Genomic DNA, 14,298 nt, shown 5'->3' on the forward strand with positions numbered 1-14,298 from the left:
TCGTAGCGCTTCTTCCGCTTCGCAAAAATGGGATCAATGTAGACATCCATCCCACCTTTGACCTGCACTGTCTAAAAAGCTGACCGAATTTAACTCATTCGCATGCGCGATGCTCGGAGCCTCAGTAATGGACATACTGCCCGTTGAGGGATGTTTGCTGCGAATATTTCTTTGCAGATCACGGGGGGCCTCGAAGTGCCTGTTTAGATGGCTGTTAGCGTTCGCGGCCAGTTGATCGTCGCGACCGCATTGGGAGTTTTGCCGTGGGGGGCACACAAAGAAGAAAACGACCGGCCAACCGGCCGGTCGCACTGGCAGGTCTGATCGCACTGGCCCTGTCCATATCCGCTGTTGGCGTCGCGCCCAGCGCTTCAGCCGCGCAGACGGTGGATGCGCCGCCCGTGCCAAGCGGTCCGACTCCGCCCGAGCGTCCGACCACCGAGCGGGAGCGTGCGGAGGACGCCGCGCTGGCGGAGGCGAAGCGCACGGGCAAGCCGGTGCCGGTCCCGGCGGGGATGACCGAGACCGACACGGTGACGGCCAATCCGGACGGCACCCTTGGTCTGACGCGCAGTGTCGCCCCCGTGCGCACGAAGCGCGACGGCAGCTGGGCGGACCTGGACGCGACGCTGGTCAAGGCGGCCGACGGCACGCTCCGCCCGAAGGCCTCGGTGAGCGGTCTGACCCTGTCCGGTGGCGGCACCGCCCCGCTGGCCACCCTCGACCAGGACGGCAAGCAGCTGGTCCTGAGCTGGCCGGACCCGCTCCCCGCACCGGTGCTGGAAGGGTCCAGCGCCGTCTACCGCGAGGTCCTGCCGGGTGCGGACCTGAAGATCACGGCCGATGAGGGCGGCGGGGTCTCGCAGATCCTGGTGGTCAAGTCCGCCGAGGCCGCGAAGAATCCGAAGCTCGCCAAGCTGACCACGGGCCTCAAGGGCGAGGGCGTCACCGTCTCCGCCGACGCCGCCGGAAACCTGAAGGCGGCCGACGCTTCGGGCCGTACGGTCTTCCAGGCACCGACCCCCACGATGTGGGACTCCACCGCACCCGCAGAGGTCCCGCTCGCCAAGCCCTCCGGCACCATCGCCTTCTCGCAGGCGGTCACCGCGGACGAGACCACGCCCGGTACCGGGGACGAGGAGGGGATCAAGGCCACCTCCGACAGCGACGGGCCGGGCGACTCCGCCAAGACCACCCGCCTGCAGGCCGACCTCGGCACGGACTCCGTCGCCCTGACCCCGGACCAGGCCTTCCTCACCGACCCCGACACCGCCTACCCGGTGTACATCGACCCGGCGTGGGTCCCCACCAGCCGCGGCACCCAGCACTGGGCCTGGGTCCAGGAGGGGTACCCGACCACGACCAGCTACGACGACTACGCGGACGACTACGATCCCGGTGTCGGCTACCAGCGCTGGCGCACCAGGACGGGCCTGGAGCGCTACTACGTCCAGCTCGACACCAGCGACCTGAACGACAAGGCCATCAAGAAGGCGTCCTTCAACGCGACCCAGTCGTACGCCGCCGACGCCACCTGCAGCAACACCTACAACGTGGACCTGCACTCCACCGAGCCGCTCCTGTCGAACATCACCTGGAACACCCAGCCCCGCGACTGGGAAGTCCTGCGCACGACCTCGATGAACAGCGCCGGCGGCCCCGGCTGCTCCAGCTCGACCACGCGCGGCGAGTGGGACGTACGCGACCACCTCGCGGGCAACGCCTGGCGCGGCAGCGTCACCTACGCACTCTTCGCCGACAACGAGTCCAAGACCAGCAGCAACAACGGCTTCAAGCGCTTCACCCGCGACAAGGCCAAGCTGCCGTTCTTCTACATCGAGTACAACCGGCCCCCGTACAACCCGTGGGAGCTCAACACGAGCCCCGCGCCGCAGAACCCGAACGGGAACGGCTGCGGCTGGGTCGGCGCCACCACCTACACCGGCCTGACCATCGGCGCCTGGGTCGGCGACCCCGACGGACAGGTCAACGACGCCATCTTCGAGGTCACCGACACAGCCAGCGGCGCCACCGCATACAGCAGCGGCTGGATCGGGGCCGGAAACGGAACCCACTGGGTATCCGCCCACCCCACCAACCTCACCGACGGCCGCACCTACTCCTGGCGCGTAGCAGGCGGCGACGGCGACATGATGTCGGCCAACTGGACCACCGGATGCACGTTCTCCATGGACACCCAGCCGCCGTCCGTCCCGGTCGTCACCTCCGCCGAATACCCGCCGTCCGGCACCCTGCCCGGCTCCACCAGGCACATCGGGGAGAAGGGCAACTTCAAGATCGCGGCAAGCGACCCCCTCAGCGGAGTCCTGTACTACGAGTGGGCCTTCAACGAGGACATCCCCGTGGGCGGCGCCACCCGCATCAACGCCGCGGCCGACGGCACCGTCACCATCCCGGTGACGCCCACCTGGTGGGGCACCAACATCCTGCGTGTCCAGGCCGTGGACCGTGCGGGCAACCGCTCGCAGCAGCAGACCTACGTCTTCTACGTCCCCGACGACCCGAACGCCAAGACCACCCTGGGCGACATCACCAACGATGCCCTCGTCGACTTCGTGGCCCCCGACGACAACGGCGACCTGATCGTCTACCCGACCGCAACCGACCCCGGGGCCAGTGGCCAGCTTGCCGCCTCCAAGGATGAGAGCCCGGCTGGCAAAGACAAGGGCTGGGACAAGGACACCCTGATCACGCACCGCGGCGGCAACGGCATCCAGGTCGATGACCTGTGGACGTTTTACAACGGTCAGCTAAAGCTCTACCGCAACTCCAAGATCAAGGGCGGCCCCTACTTCGACTCCGACGACATCCTGGATGTGGTGAGGCCTGTCGAGGGATGCACGGTGGCCACCACGGACAAGCCCTGCGGGGCCGAGTACGCCAAGAACTGGAGCCGGGTTCGGCAGATCCTCGCAGTCGGCGACGTCCTGCCCGACCCGAGCACCACGACCCAGCGAAACGACCTCCTCACCGTCGAAAGCAACGGAGCCGGCGGCACACAGCTCATCCTGTTCCAGGGCAAGGCCTCCACAGGGCAGTTCATCGACCCGGGCACCTTCGTCCTCAGCACGAGCGGATGGGAGAACCTGACCATCATGGCCCCCGGAGACGCCACCGGCGACGGCCTGGCCGACCTCTGGGCCCGGGACAACACCACGGGCGACGTCTACCAGTACGCCAACGTCGCCGGGAAGCCCGAGGCGCTCGGCGACCACAGCAAGCGCACCCGGATCCGCACCGGCGTCACCGCCGCCTCCTTCCCGGTGCTCGGCTCCTCCGGCGACACCAGCGCCGACGGCATCCCCGACCTGTGGTCCCTCGACAGCCGGAACCGTCTGCGGACCTGGAACGGCAAGACGACCAGCGGCAAGGTCACCAGCTTCGACACCTCCGAGGTCATGGGCGACGCCCGGATCTCCACCCACCACTGGAAGCTGGACGAAGGGACCGGAACGGTCGCCGCCGACATGCGCGGCAGCAGCAACGCCAAGCTCAGCTCCACCGGCGCCACGCACATCGCCGGCACCGTCGCGGGAACCCTGACCCAGGTCGTCGACCTCGACGGCACCAGCGGCACCGTCACCTCCACCGGCGCCCCGGTCGACACCACCAAGAGCTTCACCATCTCCGCTTGGGTCAGGTCCGAGGCACCAGACGTCGCCCTCAGCCAGGACGGACTCCACTCCAGCGGCTTCATCATCTGGCACGACCAGGACGGCACCTGGCGCTTCGGAATGTCCAAGAAGGACGACGACACCTGGAACTACGACCAGACCGACGTCATGAACGACGCCGCCAAGGCCCGCACCAAGGAATGGACCCAGCTCACCGCCACCTACGACGCCACCACCGGCCTGATCGCCCTCTACGTCAACGGCACCCTCGCCGGCACCGGCCACCACGCCAAGGCCAACGCCTGGAAGGCCACCGGCCCCCTCGTCATGGGCCGCTACAAGACCGCGAGCAAGCCCGCCTCCTTCTGGAACGGGCGGATCAGCAACGTCACCGTCTACGACCACTCCACCGTCCCGACCGCGGTCAGCACCACCCTCGTCTCCGCGGTCAACAGCAACAAGTGCGCGGACAACGTCGTCGGCACCAACGCCGAAGGCAACCCGATCTCCATCAAGGACTGCAGCACATCCTCCGACACCTCGCAGACCTTCCAGGTCGACGACGGCGAACTGCGGGTGTCCGGCAAATGCGTGACCCCCAAATCCGGAGGCACCGCCATCCGCACCCTCGTCCAGCTCAACACCTGCAACGATTCCGGTAGCCAGCAGTGGCTCCCCACCGCCACCAGCGGCTTCTACAACCCACAATCAGGCCTCTGCCTCGACCTGCCTAACGCCCGCACCGACAACGGCACCCAACTCGAACTCGCTGGCTGCCACAGCCTCAACGCACAAAGCTGGCACGCCTCCGGCCTCGCCACACCCCTCGGCGCCAAAGGCTGACCCCGACCCATAACGCATGACCGCAGGCCCGCCCCCCCACAGGGGCGGGCCTGCGGTGTTCGCGGAGCAGCGCTGCGTCCCGTTGGCCGGTGGTTTTGAGGGTCAGGCGCGCAGTGCGGAGTTCAGGCGGGCCGCCTGGCGGGTCAGGTGGTCGCGTTCCGCGAGGTTGGGGGCGTGGTGGGCGGCCTCCGCGTACAGGCGGGCCGCCGTGGCCAGGTCGCCGTCGCGTTCGTGGAGGTACGCGGCCACCGCCGTACGGCGGGGGAGCGCGGCGTCGAGCTCCGCCAGCGCCGCCAGCCCCGCGCGCGGGCCGTCGGCCTCGCCCACCGCCACCGCGCGGTTGAGGCGGGCGATCGGGCTGCCGGTCAGCCGGACCAGCTCGTCGTACCACTCCACGATCTGCACCCAGTCGGTCTCCTCCGTGGCCTGCGCATCCGCGTGCAGCGCGGCGATGGCCGCCTGGGCCTGGAACTCGCCCAGCCGGTCCCGGGCCAGGGCCGGCTGCAGGATGCCGATGCCCTCGGCGATCAGCGACCGGTCCCAGCGGGAGCGGTCCTGCTCGGCGAGCGGAACCAGACTGCCGTCGGGGGCGGTGCGCGCGGCCCGCCGGGCGTGGTGCAGCAGCATGAGGGCGAGGAGGCCCGCCACCTCCGGGTGGTCGATCGAGGCCGCCAGCCCGCGGGTGAGGCGGATGGCCTCGGCGGCGAGGTCGATGTCGCCGGAGTAGCCCTCGTTGAAGACCAGGTAGAGGACGCGCAGGACCGTACCGACATCGCCCGGGCGGTCGAAGCGGACCTCGGAGACGGTGCGCTTGGCACGGCTGATCCGCTGCGCCATGGTCGCCTCGGGGACGAGGTAGGCGGCTGCGATCTGCCGGGTGGTCAGCCCGCCGACCGCGCGCAGGGTCAGCGCGACGGCCGAGGAGGGGGACAGGGAGGGGTGGGCGCACAGGAAGTAGAGCTGGAGCGTGTCGTCCACCGCGGGCGCGGGACCGGGCGCGGGCTCCTCCTCCACCCGGTCCTCGCGCCGGCGGCGGGCGGTGTCCGCCCGCGTCGCGTCGAGGAACCGGCGCCAGGCCACCGTGACCAGCCAGGCCTTCGGATCCCGCGGAGTCTCCCCGGGCCAGACGCGCACCGCTTCGAGCAGGGCCTCCTGCACGGCATCCTCGGCCGCCGCGAAGTCTGCTCCGCGGCGGACGAGGATTCCGAGGACCTGCGGGGTGAGGCTGCGGAGCAGACCCTCGTCCATGTCAGTGGCACTCCATGTCAGTGGCACTCCGGGACGGTGGGCGGCGCGGCCAGGAACGGGCGCAGCTCCAGCCACTCGTGGATCGGCTTGCCGCCCGCTCCGGGCGCGGCCGACAGCTCCCCGGCCAGCTCGACCGCACGCTCGTAGCTGTCCACGTCGATGACCATCCACCCGGCGATCAGGTCCTTGGTCTCGGCGAACGGGCCGTCGGTGACGGGCGGGCGGCCCTCGCCGTCGTAGCGCACCCAGGTGCCCTCGGGGGCGAGCGCCTGCCCGTCGACGAACTCGCCGGTCCCCTCCAGCCGGTCCGCGAAATCGCGCATGTACTGGATGTGGGCGGAGATCTCCTCCGGCGTCCACTCGCTCATCGGGACGTCGTTGGCGCAAGCCGGGGCGCCGCGGTAGTGCTTGAGAAGCAGGTACTTGGCCATGACGGTCTCCTCCGTGCTGTGCGGCCCATTGTGGCCGCTTCCACTGGGGAGACGGAGCCGGGCACGGGTTCTCGACATCGCCGACGAGATTTTTTTCGCGTCTTTCGGATCGGGGTCCGGATCGCGTCCGGATCAGGTCCGGATCAGGTCCGGATCAGGTCCGGACCGGGTGGGCGTACGGGCCCCCACCCGGTCCGGGGCCGGCTCAGAGGCCGTGGACGCGGGTGAAGAGGCGGCCGTCGTTGTGGCCGTTCCAACCGCTGTTCCAGTGGCCGTTCCACTGGCCCTTCCAGTTGTCGTTCCACTGGCCCTTGCGGTGGTCCTTCCACTGGTTCTTCCAGTGGTGCTTGCCGGGGTCGTACCAGTAGGTGTGGCAGTGCCAGTTGCCCCAGCCGTGATGGCGGCCGTGCTTGCCCCAGTGGCAGTAGCGGATGCGGTAGCCGTCGCGGTCGCCGCCCTGAACGCTGTGACCGGGTGTCGTCGTGGTGACGGCGGTCGTGGCGGCCGACGGCGCCGCCGCCGGTGCGGCGAACGCCTGGGCGGGTACCAGTGCGCCCGCCGCGGCGAGGGCGGCCGACGCCGTGAGGACGACGGCACGCCGTGCGCGGGGCCTACGGGATGTGTGGATCATGAAAACTCACCTCCGGCGAGCAGACAGGGACAAGGCGGATGCTGCGGGTGACCACCTGCTCTACGTGATCCCCTGTCCCACTCAACCCCGGCCGGTGCAGGGCGTCATGCCCCTGAAGTTCGGGGCTTGACAGGTACGGAAACGCCTCGGTGCGCATCGGGGCCCGGAGGCCTCGGTGCGCACCGAAGGGGGTCAGACGGGGTCGGACGGGGTCGGCCGGGTCAGGCCGGACCGGGTCCGGTGTCCGGTCAGCAGGTGGGGATGCGGTTCAGGTTCGCGGCGTACCGGGCGGCGATCCAGCCGCTGCCGTCGGCGAGCTTGTACCAGATGGCGTTGCCGTCGACGTTCGAGCCGTTGGTCTTGCACTGCACCTGGACCTGGGCCCCGTACTTGATCACGCCCGCCTTCTTGTAGTGCGTGCCGGGGCCGGTACGGACGGACAGCTTGTCGCTGACGATGCGGGCCGACGGCTTGGCGGGCTTACCGCCCTGGTCCTTACCGCCGTGGTCCTTACCGCCGTGGTCCTTGCCGCACTTGCAGTCGCCGGGCTTGCCCTTGTCGCCCTTCGGACCCTGCTCTCCCTTGTCGCCCTTGGGGCCGGGGCGGCCCTGCTCGCCCTTCGGTCCCGGCTTGCCCTTGGGACCCTGCTCACCCTTGGGACCCGGCTTGCCCTTCGGGCCCTTCTCGCCCTTGGGTCCCTGGTCGCCCTTCGGCCCCTGGTCGCCCTTCGGTCCGCCCGGGCCGGTGTCCCCGCGGTCGCCCTTGTCGCCCTTGTCACCCTTGGGTCCGCCGGCCGGGCCGGTGTCTCCCTTCGGGCCCTGGGGTCCGCTCGGTCCGGGGGTGCCGGCCGGTCCCGCCGGGCCGGTCTCGCCGGTGCTGCCCGTGTCGCCCTTCGGGCCCGCGGGACCGGTGTCGCCCTTCGGACCGCCGGCCGGACCGGTGTCGCCCTTCGGGCCGGGGGCCCCGGTGTCGCCCTTCGGGCCCTGGGGGCCTCCGGCCGGTCCCTGGTCGCCCTTCGGACCCGCCGGGCCGGTGTCGCCCTTGGGGCCCGGCTTGCCCTTGGGCCCCTGCGGACCCTTCTCGCCGCGCTCGCCCTTGTCGCCGCGGTCACCCTTCTCACCGCGGTCGCCGCGGTCCCCGCGCTCGCCCTTCTCGCCGCGCTCGCCCTGGTCTCCCTTGTCACCCTTGTCGCCCTTGGGGCCGGGGCGGCCCGGCTTGCCGTGGTGACCGGGCTTTCCGTCGTGCCCGTCGTGCCCGTCGTCGCCCTTGGGTCCCGTCACCGGGGTGGACACCGCGTACAGACCGGGCGCGGAGCCGTCCCCGGCCGCCCACTCGCCGCCGTCGAGCGTCGTGCCCTCGGGAGCATCCGCGTCCACCCGTACGAGTACGCCCAGCCGGGTGTTGCTCTCCGCCGGGAAGGCGAAGCCCGCCCGGGTGCCCGCGTCGCAGGTCAGCTGGCGGGCGTTGCCCGAGAGGGTGCAGGGCGCGCCCGCGCGGTCGCCGTTCCAGTAGAAGCGGGCCTCGGGGAAGGTGGTCCGCTCCGGTGCGGTGATCCGGAATCTGCTGCTCAGTGCCGCGTCGGTGCCCGTCTCCGCCACGATCACCACGCGGCCGGTCTTTCCGGCGGCGATCGAGGGGACGTACGGCTGGGAGAACCGGATGTGCGGCGAGCCGGCGGCGAAAGCCGGCGCGGCCGGCAGCAGGCAGGTCGCGGTGACGGCCGCGACGACCAGGGCGGCCGACGTGGAGCGGGAAGCAGACAAGGGGTTTCCTCCGCGAGGAAAGGCGACGGAACCGGAAGGTGACCGCCGAATGCGGTCTTCCGGTGGACAAAAGTTCCGGCACCAGTTAAAAGCTGACAATGCGACCCGGTCGTGTACGACGCGTAACCGGTCACTCGGCAGCCGCGTGAATCCCTCCGCCGTCCCGGACCAGGACGTACGCCGCCTCGCGCGCCCGCACCGCCGCCCCCGGGCCCGGTTCCAGGGCCGCGACCACCGTCGCCCCCTCGACCAGCAGCAGCAGTTGCTCCGCCAGCCCCTCCCGGCCCGGCCCGGCGACCCCGGCCAGCAGCGCCCGCAGCTCCGCCTTGTGGCGGCGTACGACGTCCAGCACTCCGGCGGGACCGGCCCCCAGCTCCCCGTACGCGTTCAGGAACGCGCAGCCGCGGAAGCCCGGCTCCGAGAACCACCCCGCGAGCCACTCGAAGACCGCCCCGACCGGATCGTCGTCCTGCCCCGCGACCGCCCCGGCCAGGCTCGCGATCCAGCGCCGGTCGCGGCGCTCCAGATAGGCGGTGACCAGCGATTCCTTGGCCGGGTAGAGGTGGTACAGCCGCTTGAGCGGGATCCCGGACTCCGCGCGGATGCGGTCCATCCCCACGGCCTGGATGCCTTCGGCGTAGAACAGCGCCTCCGCGGCGTCCAGCAGGCGCGTGCGGGCCTCTTCGTCGGTCATCGGGGCGGGGGTGGTGGGCATGGAAGCAGCGTAGACCAGAACCGCTTGCACCGAGAACGCCCGTTCTCTAGGCTGGGGGGACGGGGAGAACGGTCGTTCTCCCCGTCCCCCCAGCCCACCAGAAGCCGAGAGGTGCCCGCCATGACTGCCACCACTGCTTCCGTACGACCGCCCCTGCCGCCCTTCACCGAGGAGTCCGCCCGCGCCAAGGTGCAGGCCGCCGAGGACGCCTGGAACAGCCGCGACCCCGAACGCGTCGCCCTCGCCTACACCGAGGACTCCGCCTGGCGGAACCGCGACCGCTTCCTGAACGGCCGCTCCGAGATCCGCGCCTTCCTCGCCGACAAGTGGGAGCGCGAGCTGGAGTACCGGCTGCGCAAGGAGCTGTGGGCGTACACCGACAACCGCATCTCGGTGCGCTTCGAGTACGAGTGGCACGACGCGAGCGGTCAGTGGTGGCGCAGCCACGGCAACGAGCAGTGGGAATTCGATGCCGCGGGCCTGATGCGCCGCCGCGAGGCGAGCATCAACGACATCCCGATCGAGGAGTCCGACCGGCGCCTCTGAGCCCGGAGTTGCGCCGGAGTTATGCTGGCAGGAACCCCTGGGGAGGCAACGTGACCGAGCGCAAACCGCCTGGTGTCAGCTTCGAATCCTTCGTGGACCGCCAGATCAGGCAGGCCGAGGCGAGCGGCGAGATCGAGAACCTGCCCGGCTTCGGCAAGCCGCTGGCCTCGCTCGACGCCCCGTACGACGAGCTGTGGTGGATCAAGGGCAAACTGCACCGCGAGGGCTTCGCCGTCCTCCCGCCGGCACTCGCGCTCCGCAAGGAGGCGGAGGACGCCCGCGAGGCGCTCAGGACCGCCCGCACCGAACGCCAGGTCCGTGCCCTCCTCACGGAGATCAACGACAAGATCCGCGCGGCACTGCGCAGGCCCCCGCCCGGCCCCCCGCTGAACCTCAAGGAGTTCGACGTGGAAGCCGAACTCACCAGCTGGCGCGAGTCCCGCGACGCCCGTTAGCCGGCTCGTAGGGCGGCGAGGAGCCCGGTGTGCAGGAGCTGCGCGGCGGGGGAGCGTTGACCTGGGCGAGCGATGAGTTGTTCTCGGCGGGGTGAACGGGAGCCATTTGGGCGGGGATGGAGAGAGCCGCCTGAGAGGGTCGCGAAGGGGCTTGCCGGGCCGCCGGGTGTGGTGTGGGGTTGGGCTGTTTGGTCGAGTGGATGCTGACATGGGTGGGGTCATGGACATTGAGTTGGCGGATGCGGTGGCGGCGGTGCGTGATGAGCTGCTTGCGGCCGCGGCGCGTGGGGCGGGGCAGGGTCTCGAGTTCAAGGTCGGGCCGGTGGAACTGGAATTCGCTGTGGAGCTGCGGGCGGATGCGAAGGCGAAGGCCAAGTTCAAAGCGTGGGTGGTCACGGGAGAAGTGGAGGCGGGCGTGGCCCGCGCTCGCACGCACCGGGTGAAGGTCACGCTTGCTCCGCAGCGGTCTGGTGGCGGGGACCTGTTGGTGAGTGGCGACACGGGGCGCCTGCAGGGTCCGGGAGACGTATCCGGTCACATCGAGGGCTGATCGTGCGGCGGGCCTGAAGTACGAGGGGATTCCGAGGGCGGCGGGGTGGATCGTGCGCGGGTGGTCGTTGTCGAAGGCACAGGTGGGCCGGGGTCCGGGTATGTGATCGCGCCGCGGGTGGTGCTGACATCCGCGCACGTAGTGCCCGCGCCCGGCAGCACGGTGTCGCTGTTTCGGCCTGGCCGAGCGCCGGCCTGGGGCGGGACGGTGGTCTGGCGCGGGACGCCGGGCGGGCGTGATGATGCTGCCCTGGTCCGCGTCGACGATCCGGCATGGGCCCCGCCGCCCGCAGCAGCGGTTCGTTGGGGGCGCTTGGTGACCCACCGGCCCGGTACCGCCTGTGAGGCGTGGGGGGTTCCTGAGGTGGTGCAGCGGCCAGGTCGGCCGGTGGACACGCTGCAGCCTTCAGGCACGCTCAACCCCGGAGACCGCTACGTCGGCAACCGGTACGTGATGAACCTTGACCAGCACCCCCCGGCCGCCACGGCGGACGTGTCCTCCCCGTGGGGCGGGATGTCGGGGGCTGCGTTGTTCTGCGGCGGTCTGCTGGCCGGTGTGATCGCCAGCGATCCGGCGGGCCGTGCCCACGCGAGCCTTGAGGCCGTACCCGCCTACGTGCTGATGCACGACCCTGCCTTCCGGACCGCGCTGGCCGCACACGCTCCCGAGGCCGGCAGCGTGCTGGAGCCGGTCGAATGGCAGCACCTGGCCGAGGCGGCAGATCCGGTGAGCACCAGCCTGGTCGGCTCTCCTGCCGCGCTGTTGCGGGCCCGCCGCCAAGTGGTGCCCTTCCGCGGCCGCACCAGCGTGATCGACGACCTGACCGCCTGGAGCACGGAGGCCGGATTCGGTGCCCTGCTCCTGCACGGCCCAGGCGGACAGGGCAAGACCCGCCTCGCCCAGCACTTCGCCGACACCCTGACGGCCGAAGGCTGGAGCAGCCTGTGGCTGCGCCCGGATACTTCCCTCGATGCCCTGGCGGTGCTCTCGCACGCGACCGTTCCCCTGCTGGTGGTCGTCGACTACGCCGAAACGCGCACCGCGCAGCTGACTGCGCTGCTGGAAGCCGCTGCCCGGCAGGGTGTGGTCAGTGGCAGCGCGTTCAAGCTGCTGCTGCTGGCGCGCACGCCCGGTGACTGGTGGCCGGCGCTGCAGGCGGCCAGTCCCGTCTCCGAGGAGCTACTGGACGGCGCCGACACGATCGCCCTGTCGGCCCTGGAGCCCGAACCCGGCGCCTCTCGCACCCAGGGGTACCGCGAGGCGGTGCACGGCTATGCGGAGCATCTGCCGCGGGTGCGCGGCTGGCAGCACCACGACTGGCCGGCCGTGGCTGCCCGGCTCACTGTCCCCATGACGGACCGCCCCGGTGCGGGTGCCGCGCTGGACCGTCCGGGTATGGAGACGGCGCTGACCTTGCACATGACCGCGCTGGCCGACCTGCTGGACAGCGCAGGCCAGGTCCCAGCCGCTACCTTGGTCCCGGCCGGCTCCGGGACCAAGGTAGCGGGTACGCAGGGAGTCGAGGACCGACTGCTGGTCCACGAGCGCCGCTACTGGACCGCCACCGCCACCGCCCTCGGGTTGCACCCAGCGTTGACTCTGAACACCCTCACCGACGCGCTGGCAGCGGCCTTCCTCCTCGGTGCCGAAACGCGAGCCCAGGCCGAGGAACTCCTGCACCGCGTCCCCGGCCTTGCCGACCAGCCCGGCGACCGACTCGGCTCCGTCCGCGGCTGGATCGCCGCCCTCTACCCCACCTCCTCCGGCGGCCGGCCCTGGGACACCTTGCAGCCCGACCGGCTGGCCGAGCGGTTCCTCGGCCGCCACCTTCAGGACCATCCCGAACTCGCCGATCACCTCGTCCCCGCCGCCACCGACAACCAGGCCACCCAGCTCCTCACCGTCTACGCCCGGGCTGCCGCCCACCCAGTCTTCGACCACCGGCTCGACGAGGATTTGACCACCCTGTGCACGCGCCACTCCACGGTCCTGGCCGCACCTGCCATGATCGTGATCACCCAGACAGAAGCCCCCCAGCCCCTCCTCCACGCCCTCCAGCAGATCACCGACACCCCAGGCGTCCCCCTGCCCGACCTGGAACAGCTCGCTGACCGGCTGCCCCTCACCAGCCACAACCTCGCCCCCTGGGCCGCCCACCTCGCCCAGCTCCTCGTCGACCACCACCGCGCACGCACCTACGTCCCCGACCACCTGCCCAACCTCGCCATGCGCCTGAACAACCTGTCTATCCGGTTGGGGGATCTGGGGCGGCGGGAGGAAGCACTGGCCGCGGTCAACGAGGCCGTGGACATGTACCGGGAACTCGCCCATCAGCGCCCCGGAGCCTCCCTGCCCAACCTCGCCACGAGCCTGAACAACCTCGCCGTCGATCTGGGGAGCCTGGGGCGGCGGGAGGAGGCACTGGCCGCGATCAACGAGGCCGTGGACGTGTACCGGGAACTGGCCCAGCAGCGACCCGAGGTCTTCCTGCCCTACCTCGCCGCGGGCCTCAACAACCTGTCCAACCGGTTGGGGGATCTGGGGCAGCGGGAGGAGGCACTGGCGGCGATCAACGAGGCCGTGGACATGTACCGGGAACTGGCCCAGCAGCGACCCGGAGCCTCCCTGCCCGACCTCGCCATGAGCCTGCACAACCTGTCCAACCGGCTAGGAGATCTGGGGCGGCGGGAGGAAGCACTGGACGCGATCAACGAGGCCATCAAGATCCGGCTGGATCTGGCCCGGCAGCAGCCCGACGCCTTCCTGCCCGACCTCGCCATGAGCCTGAGCAGCCTGTCCGTCGGTCTGGGGGATCTGGGGCGGTGGGAGGAAGCACTGGACGCGATCAACGAGGCCGTGGACGTGTACCGGGGACTGGCGGAGCAGCGGCCCGGAGCCTTCTTGCCCGACCTCGCCATGAGCCTGAACAACCTCGCAGGCAGTCTGGGGAGTTTGGGGCGGTGGGAGGAAGCACTGGACACGATCAACGAGGCCGTGGACGTGTACCGGGGACTGGCGCAGCAGCGGCCCGGAGCCTTCCTGCCCGACCTCGCCACGAGCCTCAACAACCTCGCAGGCGGTCTGGGGAGCCTGGGGCGGTGGGAGGAAGCACTGGACACGATCAACGAGGCCGTGGACGTGCACCGGGAACTGGCGCAGCAGCGGCCCGAAGCCTTCCTGCCCTACCTCGCCACGAGCCTGAACAACCTCGCCATCGATCTGGGGAGTCTGGGGCGGTGGGAGGAAGCACTGGCCGCGACCAACGAAGCCGTGAAGATCCGGGGAGAACTGGCCCGGCTCCGCCCCCACGTCCACCAAAGCGAACTTGATCGGTCACTGCAGCTTCGGTCCTTGCTGCAGGAGGACATGAAAGACAGCCCGGGCCCAGCAGGCTAAGGAAGTACCCGGGCGTCGCTGCCCTAGAGCGTGCCACGGGGCCGGGGCCAGGATCGTATGTGTGACGGCTGTTGCCCCGCACCGC

General features: G+C 70.5%; 10 protein-coding genes. 5 read left to right on the forward strand and 5 right to left on the reverse strand.

The window, feature by feature from the left end; all coding sequences use genetic code 11:
- Positions 1–401: 401 nt before the first annotated feature.
- Complete coding sequence (locus NLX94_RS39325; RefSeq protein WP_254382702.1) at positions 402–4,478, forward strand: LamG-like jellyroll fold domain-containing protein; 4,077 nt, start codon at positions 402–404, stop codon at positions 4,476–4,478.
- Between the two features lie 102 nt (positions 4,479–4,580).
- Here the strand turns inward: NLX94_RS39325 and NLX94_RS12285 are convergent, their stop codons facing one another.
- The 5 genes from NLX94_RS12285 to NLX94_RS12310 all read right to left on the reverse strand — a co-directional run bounded on the left by NLX94_RS12285 (position 4,581) and on the right by NLX94_RS12310 (position 9,245).
- Positions 4,581–5,726: an RNA polymerase sigma factor gene (locus tag NLX94_RS12285; protein WP_254382703.1), complete on the reverse strand. Its 1,146-nt coding sequence runs from the start codon at positions 5,724–5,726 to the stop codon at positions 4,581–4,583.
- 17 nt (positions 5,727–5,743) lie between these two features.
- A complete protein-coding gene (locus NLX94_RS12290; protein ID WP_254382704.1) occupies positions 5,744–6,157 on the reverse strand; it encodes a YciI family protein in 414 nt (137 codons plus the stop codon).
- 205 nt (positions 6,158–6,362) lie between these two features.
- Complete coding sequence (locus tag NLX94_RS12295; protein ID WP_254382705.1) at positions 6,363–6,788, reverse strand: hypothetical protein; 426 nt, start codon at positions 6,786–6,788, stop codon at positions 6,363–6,365.
- 248 nt (positions 6,789–7,036) lie between these two features.
- A complete protein-coding gene (locus NLX94_RS38910) occupies positions 7,037–8,551 on the reverse strand; it encodes an SH3 domain-containing protein (RefSeq protein WP_302169240.1) in 1,515 nt (504 codons plus the stop codon).
- A 130-nt stretch (positions 8,552–8,681) separates the two neighbouring features.
- Complete coding sequence (locus tag NLX94_RS12310; RefSeq protein ID WP_254382911.1) at positions 8,682–9,245, reverse strand: TetR/AcrR family transcriptional regulator; 564 nt, start codon at positions 9,243–9,245, stop codon at positions 8,682–8,684.
- A gap of 141 nt (positions 9,246–9,386) precedes the next feature.
- Between NLX94_RS12310 and NLX94_RS12315 the strand changes: the two genes are divergently transcribed.
- The 4 genes from NLX94_RS12315 (at position 9,387) to NLX94_RS12330 (ending at position 14,213) form a co-directional block, all read left to right on the forward strand.
- Positions 9,387–9,812, forward strand: coding sequence for a nuclear transport factor 2 family protein (locus NLX94_RS12315; RefSeq protein ID WP_254382706.1), 426 nt, complete (start codon positions 9,387–9,389; stop codon positions 9,810–9,812).
- A 50-nt stretch (positions 9,813–9,862) separates the two neighbouring features.
- On the forward strand, positions 9,863–10,267 hold the full coding sequence (locus NLX94_RS12320) for a DUF1992 domain-containing protein (RefSeq protein ID WP_254382707.1): 405 nt from the start codon (positions 9,863–9,865) through the stop codon (positions 10,265–10,267).
- A gap of 220 nt (positions 10,268–10,487) precedes the next feature.
- Complete coding sequence (locus NLX94_RS12325) at positions 10,488–10,817, forward strand: trypco2 family protein (protein ID WP_254382708.1); 330 nt, start codon at positions 10,488–10,490, stop codon at positions 10,815–10,817.
- 387 nt (positions 10,818–11,204) lie between these two features.
- Complete coding sequence (locus NLX94_RS12330) at positions 11,205–14,213, forward strand: tetratricopeptide repeat protein (RefSeq protein ID WP_254382709.1); 3,009 nt, start codon at positions 11,205–11,207, stop codon at positions 14,211–14,213.
- The last annotated feature ends 85 nt before the right edge of the window (positions 14,214–14,298 follow it).

It is taken from the genome of Streptomyces sp. TBY4 (assembly GCF_024213195.1).
Classification (GTDB): domain Bacteria; phylum Actinomycetota; class Actinomycetes; order Streptomycetales; family Streptomycetaceae; genus Streptomyces.